15 protein-coding genes are annotated in these 16,414 nt (G+C 46.6%); 13 read left to right on the plus strand and 2 right to left on the minus strand.

The features are described 5' to 3' along the window. Nucleotides 1-23 precede the first annotated feature (23 nt). From slmA to folE, 3 genes are all read left to right on the plus strand, one after another. The gene (slmA, locus tag N5E87_RS19250; protein WP_011624325.1) at nucleotides 24-617 is read left to right on the plus strand and encodes a nucleoid occlusion factor SlmA; all 594 of its coding nucleotides are present in this window, start codon (nucleotides 24-26) and stop codon (nucleotides 615-617) included. Between the two features lie 135 nt (nucleotides 618-752). Then, nucleotides 753-2,741, plus strand: a complete 1,989-nt coding sequence (locus N5E87_RS19255; protein ID WP_279775727.1) for a S9 family peptidase — start codon at nucleotides 753-755, stop codon at nucleotides 2,739-2,741. Nucleotides 2,742-3,274: 533 nt separating this feature from the next. Beyond that, nucleotides 3,275-3,925, plus strand: a complete 651-nt coding sequence (gene folE, locus N5E87_RS19260; protein ID WP_011624327.1) for a GTP cyclohydrolase I FolE — start codon at nucleotides 3,275-3,277, stop codon at nucleotides 3,923-3,925. Nucleotides 3,926-4,019: 94 nt separating this feature from the next. Here folE and pyrE read toward each other — a convergent pair whose 3' ends face one another. Both pyrE and rph read right to left on the minus strand, forming a co-directional pair. After that, nucleotides 4,020-4,667, minus strand: coding sequence for an orotate phosphoribosyltransferase (gene pyrE / locus N5E87_RS19265; protein ID WP_011624328.1), 648 nt, complete (start codon nucleotides 4,665-4,667; stop codon nucleotides 4,020-4,022). Between the two features lie 95 nt (nucleotides 4,668-4,762). Then, nucleotides 4,763-5,476: a ribonuclease PH gene (gene rph / locus N5E87_RS19270; protein ID WP_086903058.1), complete on the minus strand. Its 714-nt coding sequence runs from the start codon at nucleotides 5,474-5,476 to the stop codon at nucleotides 4,763-4,765. A 214-nt stretch (nucleotides 5,477-5,690) separates the two neighbouring features. Here rph and N5E87_RS19275 point away from each other — a divergent pair, with 214 nt between their 5' ends. The 10 genes from N5E87_RS19275 to N5E87_RS19320 all read left to right on the plus strand — a co-directional run bounded on the left by N5E87_RS19275 (nucleotide 5,691) and on the right by N5E87_RS19320 (nucleotide 16,348). Beyond that, a complete protein-coding gene (locus N5E87_RS19275) occupies nucleotides 5,691-6,554 on the plus strand; it encodes a YicC/YloC family endoribonuclease (protein WP_279775729.1) in 864 nt (287 codons plus the stop codon). 351 nt (nucleotides 6,555-6,905) lie between these two features. Further along, nucleotides 6,906-8,162 carry a site-specific integrase gene (locus N5E87_RS19280; protein WP_279775731.1) on the plus strand — a complete coding sequence of 419 codons (1,257 nt, stop codon included), beginning with the start codon at nucleotides 6,906-6,908 and terminating at the stop codon, nucleotides 8,160-8,162. Between the two features lies 1 nt (nucleotide 8,163). Next, a complete protein-coding gene (locus N5E87_RS19285) occupies nucleotides 8,164-8,502 on the plus strand; it encodes a hypothetical protein (protein WP_279775732.1) in 339 nt (112 codons plus the stop codon). Between the two features lie 194 nt (nucleotides 8,503-8,696). After that, nucleotides 8,697-8,999, plus strand: coding sequence for a type II toxin-antitoxin system HigB family toxin (locus N5E87_RS19290; RefSeq protein ID WP_102309607.1), 303 nt, complete (start codon nucleotides 8,697-8,699; stop codon nucleotides 8,997-8,999). Between the two features lie 31 nt (nucleotides 9,000-9,030). Continuing rightward, a complete protein-coding gene (locus N5E87_RS19295) occupies nucleotides 9,031-9,402 on the plus strand; it encodes a transcriptional regulator (RefSeq protein ID WP_000354813.1) in 372 nt (123 codons plus the stop codon). Between the two features lie 25 nt (nucleotides 9,403-9,427). After that, nucleotides 9,428-11,836, plus strand: coding sequence for a DEAD/DEAH box helicase (locus N5E87_RS19300; protein WP_279775739.1), 2,409 nt, complete (start codon nucleotides 9,428-9,430; stop codon nucleotides 11,834-11,836). A 469-nt stretch (nucleotides 11,837-12,305) separates the two neighbouring features. Beyond that, nucleotides 12,306-12,992, plus strand: coding sequence for a hypothetical protein (locus N5E87_RS19305; protein WP_279775740.1), 687 nt, complete (start codon nucleotides 12,306-12,308; stop codon nucleotides 12,990-12,992). A 458-nt stretch (nucleotides 12,993-13,450) separates the two neighbouring features. Next, on the plus strand, nucleotides 13,451-14,029 hold the full coding sequence (locus tag N5E87_RS19310) for a restriction endonuclease subunit S (protein WP_279775741.1): 579 nt from the start codon (nucleotides 13,451-13,453) through the stop codon (nucleotides 14,027-14,029). 95 nt (nucleotides 14,030-14,124) lie between these two features. Further along, nucleotides 14,125-14,370, plus strand: coding sequence for a DUF2188 domain-containing protein (locus tag N5E87_RS19315; RefSeq protein WP_005085359.1), 246 nt, complete (start codon nucleotides 14,125-14,127; stop codon nucleotides 14,368-14,370). A gap of 319 nt (nucleotides 14,371-14,689) precedes the next feature. After that, complete coding sequence (locus N5E87_RS19320; RefSeq protein ID WP_279775742.1) at nucleotides 14,690-16,348, plus strand: type I restriction-modification system subunit M; 1,659 nt, start codon at nucleotides 14,690-14,692, stop codon at nucleotides 16,346-16,348. Nucleotides 16,349-16,414 lie beyond the last annotated feature (66 nt).

The raw sequence follows: 16,414 nt of genomic DNA on the forward strand, positions 1-16,414 counted from the left end.
CGATATTGAGCAAGGATACTGCAATGGCTGTAAGCCCAAAAATTAATCGTCGTGAACACATACTGCAATGCCTAGCGCAAATGCTAGAAACCAGCCCAGGACAACGTATTACCACCGCTAAACTCGCCTCTGAGGTCGGTGTATCGGAAGCGGCACTCTATCGCCACTTTCCGAGTAAGGCGCGGATGTTTGAAGGGTTAATTGAGTTTATTGAAGAGTCACTACTCTCCCGCATCAACATCATCATGGACGATGAAAAAGACACCATGAGACGTTGCCAATTAGTGCTACAACTGCTGTTGATTTTCGCCGAGCGCAACCCTGGGATCTCTCGGGTACTCAATGGCGATGCACTCTTAGGTGAAAACGAGCGTCTACGCAGTCGTATCAGCACCCTATTTGCCAAAATTGAAACCCAACTCAAGCAAATTCTGCGGGAAAAAACCCTACGTGAAGGGAAAGGCTTTAATTTAGATGAGGCTATTTTAGCTAATTTGCTGTTAGCCTTCGCCGAAGGGCGAATCGCCCAATTTGTACGCAGCGAGTTTAAACTCAAACCGACACAGCACTTCGATGAACAGTGGCGCTTTATTCAGCATCAGCTGTTACAAAGCTAATGATTTTTCAATACAAAGGACGGTAATCACCGTCCTTTCTTTTATCCCCCACGCCTTGTATCGGTATTTCTTTTGTTTTAATCTCGAGTAAACATTTTCAAAACAAAAACAACAATAATATTACAAGGATGTCAGATGAAATCTTTGCCATTTGCTGCATTGGCCGTAATTTGCTTGCCTATTATGCCTTTCAGCACATTCGCGGCCGAAACCTCGGCGGCAAATGCCCTGTCACAATCCCAATTATTCAGTCGCGGTAACGAGTACTCTAACGTCAAGATCTCGCCTACCGGCAAATACTTAAGTGCAATCACCAGTGTCGAAGGCAAAAATGTACTTTTAGTACTCGATGCTAAAACCAAAAAAATGCTTAACGCAATTCGCTTCCCGAGCAACGCGCAGGTAGGCACCTATGAGTGGGCCAATAGCGAACGCATTGTACTGGCAAAAGAATACCTTAAGGGCTGGACCGATGTACCCCAATACTACGGCGAATTAATGGCGGTCAACGCCGATGGTTCTCGCAAGGCGTACCTATTCGGCTATAACAGCGGCGAGCAACAAACCGGATCGAGTATCAAGAAAAACACCCCAATGCGCGCCACCGCCTTTATTCTCGATCCTCTGCCTGATGACGAGCGTTATATGCTGGTCAATGCGATTCCTTGGAATAATGAATCGAACTTAAACTTTGAATTGCTGCAGGATGTCTACCGCGTAGACCTATTTAACGGCACGCGTAAGCGCATTACAGGTTCTCCCATTGGCCAAGCTCGCTTTATGACAGACCATGAGGGTGAAGTCCGCTTTGTGGCTGGGGAAGATGGCAAAAACATCACTAAAGTCTTTTACCGCAAAGATGGCGAATGGGTAAACACCGACAAACTCAACCTTGGCTTAAGCGATTTCAAGCCTATCTCCTTCGCCGATAATAAAAATAGTATTTACGCCGCAGGCCGAGTGGGTAACGAAACCTTAGGCGTATATCGCATCAATCTCGAAACGGGCGAGAAGGCTGAGATTATTCAAGATGAAGCGGTCGATCCGAGCAACTTCTGGATCAACGGCACCAATAAGCAGCTGTATGCCGTTGAGTTTGAAAATGGCTACCCCAGTTATGCCTTTGTCGATAACAACGATAACCATGCCAAACTGCTTAAGGATTTACTCGCGGCACTACCGGGGCATCAAGTGCAAATCGTCAGCGAAACCCGTAATGGCGAACAATTAGTGGTGATTGCATTTAACGATCGCAATCCCGGTGATTACTATTTGTTTGATACGAAAAAGCTCAAGCTAGAGTATCTAACCGCCGCCCGTAAATGGCTCGACCCCGAAAAAATGGCGGAGGTTAAACCTATTAGTTTCACCAACCGCGATGGCCAAATAATCCATGGCTATTTAACCTTACCCTTCGGCAAAGAAGCCAAAAATTTACCCTTGGTCGTCAATCCCCATGGTGGTCCCCATGGCATTCGTGACTGGTGGGGCTTTGACCCACAAAACCAACTACTCGCTCAAAATGGTATGGCGGTATTGCAGGTTAACTTCCGCGGCTCAGGTGGTTATGGCGAGCGTTTCGAGCAAGCAGGCTATCAAAAGTGGGGTTCGGATATTCAGCACGATATTATCGATGCAACTCAATATGTGATTGATCAAGGCGTTGCCGATAAGGAACGGGTGTGTATCGCAGGCGGTAGCTTTGGCGGCTATAGCGCACTACAAAGCGCCGTATTAGCGCCCGATATGTTTAAATGCGCGGTTGGGTTTGCCGGTGTGTATGATCTGGAGTTGATGTTTGATGAAGGAGACGTCGCCAGAACACGTTCAGGCACAAGCTATCTTAAGGACGTACTCGGCCAAGACAAAGCCAACCTAAAAGCCATGTCTCCCTCAGAAAACGTTGCTAAATTGAAAGCAAACCTCTTACTGGTGCACGGTGGTGACGATGAGCGAGCGCCGATTGAACAACTCGAATCACTCGAAAAAGCTCTCAAAGCCCATAATTATCCCTACCAAAAACTGGTGATGAATAACGAAGGCCATGGTTTTTATAACGATGAGCATAGAGCCAAGTATTACGATCAGATGCTGAGCTTCTTAAAAACCAACTTAAAACTTTAGTACTCGCTAAAATAACTAGGGCGTGTTGACGTTTCGAGATTAAATTTTGTTCGTTCTGGCAAGCTCGTGCTCGCGAAACGAGGAATGAAGTGTAGTTATTCTACTCAAATGACGAGTGACAAAGAGCAAGGGCTTGCCAGACGAACCCTTCGGGCAGCATTTGGCTGGCTTTTCTGCCGCGTTATCGTCCGTTTATGTAGAATAACTACACAGCACGGACTTTGCCTTGCATAAAAACCCGCCAAATTGCTGCAAAAATAACCCTAAAACGTCAACACGCCCTATTATCTTCATCAAGATAATGATGTTTTAGCGCCTCAAGGAGCCAATAATCGATAAGGACTATCGGCTTTTTCATCTTCAGCGTGAGCGTTTTTTGGTATGAATTATCCGCAATTCGCGCTATTCTCCCCCACCTTGTTCTTACCCAGATAAGAACGAGTCGATTTGTACCTGAGTTCACCCATTGTACAAACTCAGTTTAGGGTGCTAGGTTTTCAGTGATAGCCGCTACTGCAGTAGTGGAGGATAAGATGGCATTAAGTGAAGCAGCAGTAAAAGTACAAGCCGCCCTACAAGAACGCGGACTTGAAACCCCCATGCTCCCCAATGTGTTTACGCCTGAAGAGCGTAAGGACAAGATTGAATTCCATATGAAGGAAATCCTGACGCTAATGTCACTGGATCTTTCCGACGACAGTCTTGCCGATACTCCACGCCGCATCGCCAAAATGTATGTCGACGAAATTTTCTCCGGCTTAGACTATGAAAACTTCCCGAAGATCACTGTCATTGATAATAAAATGGGTTTCGATGAGATGGTGCGCGTGCAGGATATCAGCCTGACCAGTACCTGTGAGCATCACTTAGTCACTATCGATGGCACAGCGACGATCGCTTATATTCCACGTAAAAAAATTATAGGTTTATCAAAGATTAACCGCATAGTACGTTTCTTCTCCCAGCGTCCACAGGTGCAAGAGCGCTTAACTCAACAAGTGTTAGTTGCCTTGCAAACCCTGCTCGAAACCAAAGACGTAGCCGTGAAAATGGATGCGGTGCATTACTGCGTCAAATCCCGCGGCGTGATGGACTCCACCAGCTCCACCACAACCACCGCCTTAGGGGGCATTTTTAAATCTAACCCAGCCACCCGTGCCGAATTTTTAAATCAATCCAAATAAGCTGTTAGATTTAATCAAAGCATAAAAAAACGCTGCCATTCTTGATGAATCGCAGCGTTTTTGTTTTAGCGGTTTATAACCCGCTTAAGCCTTATTAGGCCTCGATGCCATACTGCTCACGATACTGGCTTACCGCCGCCAGTTGCGCTTCCATACCCGGTTTTTCTGACAGGTAGCTGATCAGATCCGCAAGCTTGATGATCGCCACAATACCGCAGCCAAAATCACGCTCAACCTCTTGGATGGCCGACAGTTCACCCTTGCCCTTCTCTTGTCTATCCAGCGCGATTAATACGCCAGCCAACTGCGCCTGATGGGCCTCGATGATTTCCATCGACTCACGAATCGCCGTACCCGCGGTGATCACATCGTCCACCAGCATTACCCGACCTTTAAGCTCGCTACCGACTAAGCTGCCGCCTTCACCGTGATCTTTTTTCTCTTTACGGTTAAAGCAGTAGGGAATATCGATATCATGGTGTTCGCACAAGGCCACCGCCGTCGTGGTCGCAATCGGAATACCTTTGTAAGCCGGGCCAAACAACAGATCGTACTCTATGCCGGAATCCACTAACGCCGCCGCATAAAAACGGCCTAAACGCGCAAGGTCCCGTCCAGTATTGAATAAACCCGCATTAAAGAAATAAGGACTGATACGGCCCGATTTAAGGGTAAACTCACCGAAACGCAGTACCTGACGCTCTAGGGCAAATTCAATAAACTCACGTTGATAGGCTTTCACAATCTCTCCTTACGACTTTAACGTTCTATTTTTATTGGTTATAGCAATATTGATTTAATAAAAAGCCCCATAACGGGGCTTCTTATCAACAACAATTAATTTAATGCGGCTTTCTGCACATCGACGATTTCGCGAATACTGTTCTTCGCCAACCCGAGTAGCTCAATCAATTCTTCATGGCTAAACGGCTCACCTTCGGCCGTACCTTGAATTTCAATAATCTTACCGGTTTCCGTCATGACTACGTTCATATCGGTTTCGGCAGCGCTGTCTTCCACATATTCGAGATCGCTGATCGCTTCGCCGTTGTATATACCAACGCTAACCGCAGCAATTAGGAATTTCAGTGGGTTAGACTTGATAATGCCCTTACCACGAGCCCAGTTCAGTGCATCCACGAGAGCCACACAGGCACCTGTGATAGACGCGGTGCGAGTACCGCCATCGGCTTGGATCACATCGCAATCGATAACGATAGTGTTTTCACCAAGGGCTTTCATATCGACGCAAGCACGCAGTGCGCGACCAATCAGACGCTGGATCTCTTGAGTACGGCCAGATTGCTTGCCGCGAGCCGCTTCACGGTCCATACGACTGTGGGTTGAACGTGGCAACATACCGTATTCTGCCGTCACCCAGCCTTGTCCCTGACCTTTTAGGAAACGTGGCACACCCTCAGTAAAACTGGCGGTACAAAGTACTTTGGTTTCGCCAAACTCCACTAACACAGAACCTTCGGCGTGGGCCGTAAACTGGCGAGTGATAGTGATGGGACGTGTTTGTACTGGCGTTCTGTTACTTGGACGCATGCGAGATTCCTGTATTCTGAGTCATTGACCGATTTTGGCTGCATATTATAGGGATTTGTGCCTGAGGATGCCATGCCTAGGGCCATTCTCTGACAAACTCCCCATCTTTAAATGCTAGCTTAACCCCTAGCAGTATATTGTATGCCTTTAATCCTAAAGCCATTGACTCTATAATCGCCTATCAATATGACGATTCAACCATCAGGACAATCCCATGATCCAAAGCATGACAGCCTACGCTCGCATCGAGCACAAAGCACAATGGGGCACCGCCTCTTGGGAAATTCGCTCAGTCAACCAGCGTTATCTCGAAACTTACCTACGTCTACCAGAACAATTCCGCAGCTTCGAACCCGTACTGCGCGACCGTCTGCGTAAACGTTTAAGCCGTGGTAAAGTCGAGGTCAATTTACGCTATGAGTTAGCCGACAACAGCAATAACGAACTCAAATTAAACCAAGGGTTAGCCAAGCAGTTGCTCGACGCCGCCAGCTGGTTAAAACAAGAAGCCGGCCAAGGCGAAGTGAGCCTGACTGACATTCTGCGCTGGCCAGGTGTACTCTCAAGCTCAGAGCAAGATATGGATGCCATTGGCGCCGAGCTATTAACGGCTTTCGATTTAGCAATAGACCAGTTTATCGAAGCCCGTGGCCGTGAAGGTGCAGCGATTAAAGAAATGTTGTTAAGCCGTTTAGAAGGCGTCGAAGAACAAATCGCTATCGTGCGCGAACACATGCCTAAAGTAATGGAATATCAACGCGATAAACTCACCAATCGCCTCGCGGAAATCAAAGGTGAACTCGACCCCGCCCGCATCGAGCAGGAGATGATCCTGTTAGCACAAAAACAAGATGTGGCCGAAGAGATGGACAGACTCGAAGCCCATGTCACCGAAGCGCGCCGCATCCTCAAAAAAGGCGGCAGCGAAGGCCGTCGCTTAGATTTTATGATGCAGGAATTTAACCGCGAATCTAACACTCTCGCCTCAAAATCCATCAGCACTGAAATCACAGCAGCAGCCGTCGAGCTCAAAGTGCTTATCGAACAAATGCGCGAGCAAATTCAAAATATCGAATAGTTTTTTTACCCGTCCAAGAATGTCTTAGAAGCCCTGTTATTTGCTTGTAAATACAGGGCTTTTTTATTTTCCCCGTCCAAATCGGTTTGCAGATGTCCGTTACCAGTTGCTGTTTAAGTGGTGGGCAAAATGGTGGGCAAGACCTGTTTTTTTGACTCAATAAGCAAAAAGTCAAGGTATCTGGTGAGCAGATTTTTGCATCTATCTCACCACCGCCTTATGCCATCTCCACTTATCGTGCTGCTTGCAGGTTGTTCAATCACTCAACTATCGAACCAATCGATAAACAAACAGTGGTGGGCAATGGTGAGCAAATTTTAACGATTTCTTAGGAATATAGAGTAACAAACGATGGCAAAACTAACCGCAACTCAGGTGCAGTCTTATGCTCGCGCCGCAACAGCAAACAAAAAATACAGTGATGGTAACGGCTTATATTTTTGCGTAAGAAAATCTGGCATGCCGTATTGGATGCTAAGGTATACCAGCCTAAACGGACGACGAGAAGCCACGCTCGGCCAATACCCAAGTATGACCTTAGCAGAGGCTCGACTTGAATCGTCTAAAATGCAGCTACAACTTCAGCAAGGTGAAGACCCATTAGCAATCCGTGCTATTGAAACCATCCCTGAGATTCAAAATGTCAGTCAGCTGTTTCAAGACTGGTATGCCAAAGACTTAAGTCGCCGATTAAAGCACCCAAATATACCCAAACGTGTTTTTACCAAAGAAATTGCACCAGTGATTGGTCAACTTCCTATCCAAGCTGTGCGTCCAACACATGTACGCGAAGTATTAGAGCGCATTCGAGAAAGTAACCGTCCTACCATTGCCAACGATACCTTGATGTACATGAAGCAACTGTTTCGACATGCGATAAAGCTCGACTTAACGCTGAACAACCCCGCCGCAGCCTTTACCGTGGACGATGCCGGTGGCGTGGAGTCCAGTAAAGACAGGATGCTCAGCAAAGAGGAAATTCACTACGCCTTTAGCGTGTTTCATACCCATATCAATAGCTTTGGCCGCGACAACTACCTCGCTTGCTGCCTGTTTTTGGTATTGGGCGTGCGCAAAAGCGAATTGTGCGAAGCCATGTGGCGTGAAATGGATTTAACCACAGGCGTGTGGGATCTTCCCAAAGAACGCAGTAAAACTGGCGTGCCAATCAGCATCCCTTTACCGCGCCAAGCCATTGCTTGGTTTAACGAGTTGCAAATCCGCGCTTGTGGCTCGCCTTATGTTTTCCCAGCCAGACGAGCAAGCCATCGTCCGCATATGGGGCCAGATACGCTTAACCGTGCCATTTCTAAGCTCTTTGGTCGCGAGCCTGGGCGCAAAAAGCAGCCTCCCAATAAAATGGGCAAACTTGAACACTTCACCGTACACGATTTGCGCCGCACCTTTCGCAGCCTTGCCGCCTCTTTGGGCATTGCAGGCAACGTGGCCGAACGCTGCCTTAACCATAAGCTAAAAGGCGTTGAGGGCATCTACGACCGCCACGATTACTTTGAAGAGCGCCGTATTGCCCACCAAACCGTAGCTGATGTGGTTGAACCGCTGGTGAACTTTGAGCCCGCTTCACAACACCACACCGGAGGGCGCTAATATGCAGTTTATGATGCGACTCGCCCCCATTACCTTTCCAATAGCCATGCTGGCAGGCCTTGGCTGGTGTATTGGCATTGCCTTACTCGAACAAACTTATGGCGTAGGCTACACACTTACTCGATATTGCCTGATGGTATTCGTGGTACTCGCTCCTTGGCTGACGCTAAAACTCACGTTCTACGTGATTGTCAGCCTAGGACGTAAACTAGGACTCATCCCGCCTGCACGCCCAACGTATAGCCTAGGTTATGAAGAATCACTCTATTGGTTCAGAGTATTAGCCTTCTTCGATGGCAAACGCAGCCGTATGCCAAAAAAGCCAATCAGGCGAAACTAGCAGTCCCCATTTACTCACTTACCGTGGGCAGTTGGGACAATGGGGCAACACTAGATATGCCGAGCTTTAGAGGGTGAATAAGAGGAAATTAAACTGCCCCAAGGAATGGGGCAGTTGGGGATGCGGTAACAACTCCTAACCGCATCAAGAATACCAAACTTGCAAAAGTCCCAAGTTGGGACTAACATCTGTTTATGAGAATTATCGCATTATCAACCTTAAAAACATTTTGGGAAGACAGCCCAGAATACATTGACGCTAAAGAGCCAACGTTAGCGTGGTATAGGCATGCATTAAACGCTGATTGGGGAGCACCGGCGGATGTGAAACAGGACTTTAGAAATGCCAGCATCCTCAAAGATGGGCGTGTCGTGTTTAACATTGCCGGTAATAAATACCGGTTAGTTGTTTGGATCAATTATGCCTACAAAGTGGTTTACATACGGTTTATCGGCAGCCATGCGCAATACGATAAAATTGATGTGCAAACGATTTGAAGCCAAAAGGTAGTAACAAGAGGTAAATATAATGGACATCAGACCTATTAAAACAGATGCCGACTACCGCGCGGCATTAAACGACATCGAAAACCTAATGATGGCGGAGCCTGATACCATCGAAGGCGAAAAGCTGGACATTTTGGTTACGTTAGTTGAAGCCTACGAAGCAAAGCATTTTCCAATGGATTTGCCAGATCCTGTTGAGGCAATAAAGTTTGAGATGGAGCGCAAAGGATTAACAGTTAAAGATCTTGAACCCATGATAGGTAAAAGCAATCGTGTTTATGAAATCCTAAACCATAAGCGATCACTCACGCTAAAAATGATTTGGAAACTTCATGAAGGGCTAGGTATTCCAGCAGAGTCGCTCATCAAACCGCCGCAAGTTCGCGCTTCATAGCGCTGCGCATAAAAATTATGTTGTCATGAATGACGCTCGCTACCCAAATATTTCAGCTATTGATAACAGGCTAGCTGAGCTTGAAAATGAAAAGCAGCAGCTTCTCGCATTAAGAGAGGCTTTGCGTAGCGCTCAAAACGAGCGTTCAGTACAGACATTCACGCCAGAACAAAAAGTCGCCCTATTCAGACAACGATTTCGTGGAAGAGAGGATATCTTCGCCAATCGTTGGCAAAATCAACAGGGGCGCAGTGGCTATTCCGTAGCCTGTGATAATGAATGGGTAAACGGGGTTTGTAACAAGCCCCGCATTAAATGCCAAGACTGTTCACACCGAAAGTTTAGCGAACTAAACGAGCGCATTATTTACAGGCACCTTGCCGGTCATCAAGTGGTGGGGCTGTATCCCTTACTGAAAGATAATACGTGCTATTTGTTGGCAGCCGATTTTGACAAAGGCTGTTGGCAAGAAGAAGTCAAAGCAATGTCTAAAGCGTGCCAAGCGTTTGATATTCCACACGCGATAGAAATCTCGCGTTCTGGCAACGGGGCGCACTTATGGATCTTTTTTGAAACTAACATCCCCGCTAACCAAGCTCGGGCACTTGGTTTCGCTTTGCTTGATAAAGCCATGGAAATATTTCCAAATCTATCGTTTGACTCCTATGACAGGCTCTTTCCTAACCAAGATGTCCTTCCTGAAGGAGGGTTTGGCAATCTCATTGCGCTACCACTTCAAAAGGAGGCTCGCCTTTCAGGCCGTAGCTGCTTTGTTGACAATGACCTGGATGCGATTGACGATCAATGGCAGTACCTTGCTGAGCTTAAATCGCTCACGCAATCGAGTATTGATCAACTCATAACAACAATTTCACCCAACACCCTATTACTGTCCGAACAAGGGCTAACAGATAACCGCCCACCTTGGGAAATCACAGCCAAAGCCACACCAATAAAATTAGAGTCTTTGCCGAAAAACGTGACTATTACCTTGGCCAACCATATCTACTTTTTGATGAGCGAGTTACCTGGGCCACTGCTGGCAGGACTAAAGCGATTAGCTAGTTTTTCTAATCCTGTGTTTTTTAAGACACAAGCGTTGCGTTTTTCAACCCATGGCATTCCAAGGTTTATTTCCTGCGCTCGTATTGAAAACGGTTATCTTGCACTACCGCGTGGCTGTCTCGATGATGCGATTGCTTTGCTACAAGAGCACAATATTTCGCCACTGCTTGACGATAAGCGTGAAACCGGCAAACCATTATTAAAACTTACCCCTGCGTTCACCTTGCGAAAGAACCAGCGAGACGCAGTGGCCGCAATATCTAAACATGACTTCGGTATTTTGCATGCGCCGACTGCATTTGGAAAAACGGTTACTGCCATTGGCATGATCGTAAAACGCAAAGTAAATACCCTAATACTGGTTCATAGCCGACAACTGCTTGAACAGTGGCAAGAGCGATTACGCACGTTCCTACCAGAAGTAAACATTGGCAGTATAGGCGGGGGGAAAAGAAAGCCGAGTGGCATTATCGACATTGCCACCTACCAAAGCTTGGTCAATAAAAAAGACAATTCCATCACGCCTCTCATCCAAGACTACGGCCATATTATTGTTGATGAATGCCACCATCTGTCTGCGCCAAGGTTTGAAATGGTACTCAACGAGGTAAGAGCAAAATTTGTATTGGGCCTAACAGCAACACCTGAGCGACAAGATGGCCATCAGAAAATCATTTTTATGGCGGCAGGGCCCATTCGCTACAAAGTGAAACAAAATCCTGATGAGCAATTTACTCAAACCGTGATGATTCATCAGCTCTACGATATACCGCCAGCTGCGCTAATAAAAACAGATGAGCGCCCAAAAATAAGCGATGCCTACCGCTGGCTCGTCGATAACCAACAGCGCACTTCAAAAATTGTCTCAGACGCCTCTCAGTGTGTTCAAAATGGCGGACACCCCTTAGTCCTTACAGAGCGTAGAGAGCACGCAGAGGAAATACACTCACAACTTACCAAGATGGGTATAAGCACTGTCGTACTCAAAGGCGCCATGAAATCTGTCGAACGCAAGAACGCTGACAATCATCTGCAATCGGCTCAAATTGTCGTCGCAACAGGAAAATATGTGGGTGAAGGGTTTGACCTACCAAGACTGGATACGTTGTTTTTGGCCATGCCAATCGCATGGAAAGGTACATTGGCCCAATATGCCGGTCGAATTCATCGTGAATCGGAAGGAAAAACACAAGTCACCATTCACGACTATGTAGACTGCGCCCTCCCTATGCTGCAACGCATGTTTAAAAAACGCGAGAAAAGCTACAAGGCTATGGGGTACGCCCTTGAGTACATTGATGACAACAGTAACAAGCAACCTTCACTGAAGTTAGAAAACGTCCCTTCATCAAATACCAAGCCAAAATAAACAGCAGCACTTCATTAAACACTTCCCCATGCCTTTACCCCCATACGCCAAAACCACTATCCGTTTGGCTTTTGGATCGAAACGCCAAACAGGGAAATTAGCCCATTCATTGTTTGGCTTCTCGATTTAAATCCAACGCTGCTAAGCCTTGCCAGTACTGGATCAACACAAGGTTTGGCACTTTTTGCACCCTAAACCAACCTCGGCATCAAAGTACAAACCGTTTGTTTTTTCTAACCCAGAATTCAAACGATCGTTTGGCGTCTCGATTTTTTTGCATGGGCTAAATGCCGCCAAACAGCACCGTATTGGACTATGTATATCAAACAGTTAGCCGCACACAAGTCATCATAAAAAACCGATTTGACTGGTTAGTTTGATGGCCATTTCTTTCATCTAATTCACCACCGCGTCTGCACCCGACCACTGAAAATAGATAGCATGACGAACCAACAGGGTGATAAGTGACGTGTTATGGGCAAGTGCTAATGATTGGGATAGAGAATGGATACAGCAGGTGGTCGCTTTACTGGTTGGGCATGGCGCGTTTACCCTCTACCCAGCATTAAGCCTGTGCGATAATGCCGCCGAACGTTTAACCCGTTGGTTGACCTATCAGTTACCACGCGTTAAACAAGCGCACCCAGGCTGCCCGATTCACCAATGGCTGAATAGCATTGGCGCGCAAGTGATCGTAGAAAAATGGCAGAGCCCCGAGCAATGGCCAAACCTGTATTGGCTACCTTTACCTGAGGTTGAAGGCCACGCGCAAGGAGGGTTAGTTTTGTTACCGGCACATTTGTTACCGACAAATAGGGATGGCACGATTCAAACTAGAATATTGCAAGCAAACGCACCGGCCAACACCCGTATTTTTTGGTGCATTACGCCTTTATCTAAAACAGGAAAACGCGCTACCTTGCACCCCAAACAGCAAAACCGCGCCTTTTGCCTGCCCAGTACGCCAGAACAAATAGGAAAATCGTGCACGGGGTTATTAGTGAGCGGTTTAAGAAAAGAAAGCCAAAAACAAAACTGCAACGTGATCAGTCACCAGTTAAACTTAGCGCTGCTGCACCACCTTTGTGGGCCGGAGAATGATGTGTGGTTGAAAGCGAATTTTGGTGCCATAACTCATTACGGTACCAAAAATTAGAAGCCTGAAAAAAGAGTACCCCCTCACAGGGCGCTGATCTAACGGGTAGCGGGAGGGGTATTGTTGGTGCGATTTTAATATCAAAAGCGCCAAATAGCTCGATATTTTTGGCTAGAGCGGTCTCTGTTAGGGTTTTACTCAGGCTTCACGTTGAACTATTCGGAATTTCCAGATGGTTGCGTTTTGTACAGCTCTACCAGCTTGGTTATATGACTCTTAATAATTAACTCTTTTTTATCAGCAAGATACCTGTACCGACATAAATGTCGGTACCAGACAACAACCACTCATCCCTCTCAATACAGCCAAGTATCCGGTCAATTCAAGCATTTCCAAACGCCACTAAAAAAAATACAGTAACGACGTTTTTGTAAAATAAAAAATTGACAACTTATGAATCTCAGCTTAAGCTTATTCACAAGTTGCAGAAACGCCATTACAACGCATTTGAGGTGACAATGAAAGTTAATTTGAAAAAAATTGCCTCTGTACAGATGGGACACTCTTTTAGGTCAAAGCTTGAGCCAGACGCTAATGGAAATATCTCTGTTATTCAGATGAAGGATCTTACTGAAGATAACCGAGTTAATGCCCAAGAGCTAGTGCAGATTACTATGCAAGATTTGAAGGATCATCACAGAGTTAAACATAACGACTTAGCATTTCGCTCTAGAGGTCAAACTAACACGGCAGCATTGATTGACCAAGAGTTGAATGATGCTGTTATCGCTGCGCCACTGTTGCGAATTCGAGTTGAAAGTGATTCGGTTATGCCGGCGTATTTATGCTGGTTTATTAATCAACCGACTTCACAAGCAGTATTGCAGAGTAAGGCAACAGGCACGGCGGTAAGAATGATTGGCAAACCTGCACTTGAGGATCTGGAGATAGTAGTGCCTAGTCTCGATGTGCAGAAAAAGATCATTAAGATTTACCAATTATCCATCAACGAACAGAAGCTAATGAATGCATTAGCAAAGAAAAAGGAGGTGTTAACTGACGCAATATTAATGAATTTAGCAATGAATACCCAGTAATGACAGTTACTGGGTTTAGATGAGCCGAAAGTGTGACAGCACTTTTAGCAAAACTTTAATCCGCGTTTCATTTCAAAAAAACAGGAGCCAAAATTATGGCAAAGAATACATCATCAAGCAAGGGCAATACCCGACATGTCGTACCACATCCTGATGGATGGGCGAACAAAAAAGGCGGTGCCGAACGCGCTTCAAGTGTACACAGCACCAAACGAGAGGCCGAGGCTGCGGCGCGCGAGCAAAGTAAGCGCGAAGGTTCTGAGCTTGTTGTACATGGCAAAGACGGCCAGATACAACGCAAAGATAGCCACGGTAACGACCCAAAAGACATTAAAGGATAGGAGCCCTTATGAGTGATGAATACAAAAAGAAAATAGGTGTACCCGAGTCGCATACCCTCAACATCGTAAGTAGTCAGTGGTCGCAACGAAAAGGCCAAGACACTGATACCTATGAATGTGAAGAGCTAAACGAGCAAGGTGAAGTCATTGCACGGTACACCATAAAGGACAGTACATCGATTTACCCTCCATTTGGGCGGTCGATTACCTGGACTCAATCAGCCGTACTCGATTCTTAACCTTTTAACTTACAGCTAGCGGGGCGCTATCGGTATAGCCTGCCCCGCTTTATGACACTGAACAAATTTGAGGGCCTTTTATGAATAACAACATGAACAAAAGCATGACTAAAGATATGAACGACAAGATTCAACAAAAAGACATCAACAATGCAGCATGGGCTGCATGCGATACTTTCCGTGGCGCGGTAGACCCTGCGCAATATAAAGACTACATCCTAGTCATGCTGTTCGTAAAATACATCTCCGATGTATGGAATGACCACTACGCAGAATATAAAAAGCAGTACGGCGACGACGACGTCCGTATCAGACGTAAGCTTGAGCGCGAGCGTTTTGTACTGCCAATGGTTGAACTCACAGAAGAAGTAGAAGACAAAGCAACCAAAGAGAAGAAAACCGTTGTTACCGACACATTTTTGGCCAACTACTATTCATTGTTAGAGCGTAAAAACGAACCCAACATTGGCGAACTGATCAACATTGTTTTAGAGCATATTGAAACCGCGAACAAAGCCAAGTTAGAAGGCGTATTCCGTAACATCGACTTCAACAGCGAAGCCAACTTGGGTAAAACCAAAGACCGTAACCGTCGCCTAAAAACCTTGCTGGACGACTTCAACAAGCCAGCACTCGACATGAGCCCGTCGCGCGTGTCTGAAGATGTCATTGGTAACACTTACATCTACCTTATTGAGCGCTTTGGCTCCGATGCAGGTAAAAAAGCCGGTGAATTCTACACCCCTCATAAAGTCTCTGAGCTGGTTGCGCGTCTGTCTGCACCAAAATCGGGGGCGCGTATTTGTGACCCTGCCTGTGGCTCAGCCGGTTTATTGATTGAAGCCGCTCGTCAAGTGGGTGACCGCAATTACTCACTCTACGGCATGGAAGTCAACGGCAGCACCTGGGCGCTGGCACGTATGAACATGTTCTTGCACGGCTCCGACTCTGCTCGTATCGAATGGTGTAACACCCTCACTTCACCTGCGCTGGTCGAAAATGACAGACTGATGAAGTTTGATAACGTGGTTGCCAACCCACCGTTTTCACTCGACAAATGGGGTTCAGAAGACGTTGAATCCGACAGATACAACCGCTACTGGCGCGGGCTACCGCCTAAATCAAAAGCCGACTTTGCCTTTATCAGCCACATGGTTGAAGCCGCCGTTGAAAAAGAAGGCCGCATTGCCGTAGTAGTCCCTCATGGTGTGCTGTTTAGAGGTGCGGCGGAACTACGCATTCGTCAACAACTGATTGAAGAAAACCTATTAGATGCCGTAATCGGCTTGCCCGGTAACCTGTTCCCAAGCACTGGTATTCCTGTCGCAATCCTGATATTCGACCGCTCACGTGAGAAAGGCGGTGCCAATGAACACCGCAAAGACGTGCTGTTTGTCGATGCCAGCGGTAAAGATCATTACCAAGCAGGGAAAAACCAAAACATCCTGCTGGATGAACACCTAGACAAAATTGTTGCAGCGGTAACAGCCCGTGAAGAGGTAGAAAAATACGCCCATTTAGCCACCTTTGACGAGATCAAAGAGAACGACTTTAACCTGAATATCCCGCGCTACGTCGATACCTTCGAAGAAGAAATTGAGGTCGATATTGTGGCGGTACAGGCTGAGATCACCAGCCTTGAAAGCGAACTTGCCGATGTCCGCAGCAAAATGGCAGCGCTGTTAAAGGATATCGTACCTAACGAAGCGCAAAACAACACAACGGAGGTGGCTGAATGAGTATGACGAACAACAACCATTTTGTTGACGCCAACAAAATGGTGTCTAAGTGTGAGTACGGCACTA

It is taken from the genome of Shewanella sp. GD03713, from assembly GCF_029843705.1.
Taxonomy (GTDB): Bacteria; Pseudomonadota; Gammaproteobacteria; order Enterobacterales; family Shewanellaceae; genus Shewanella.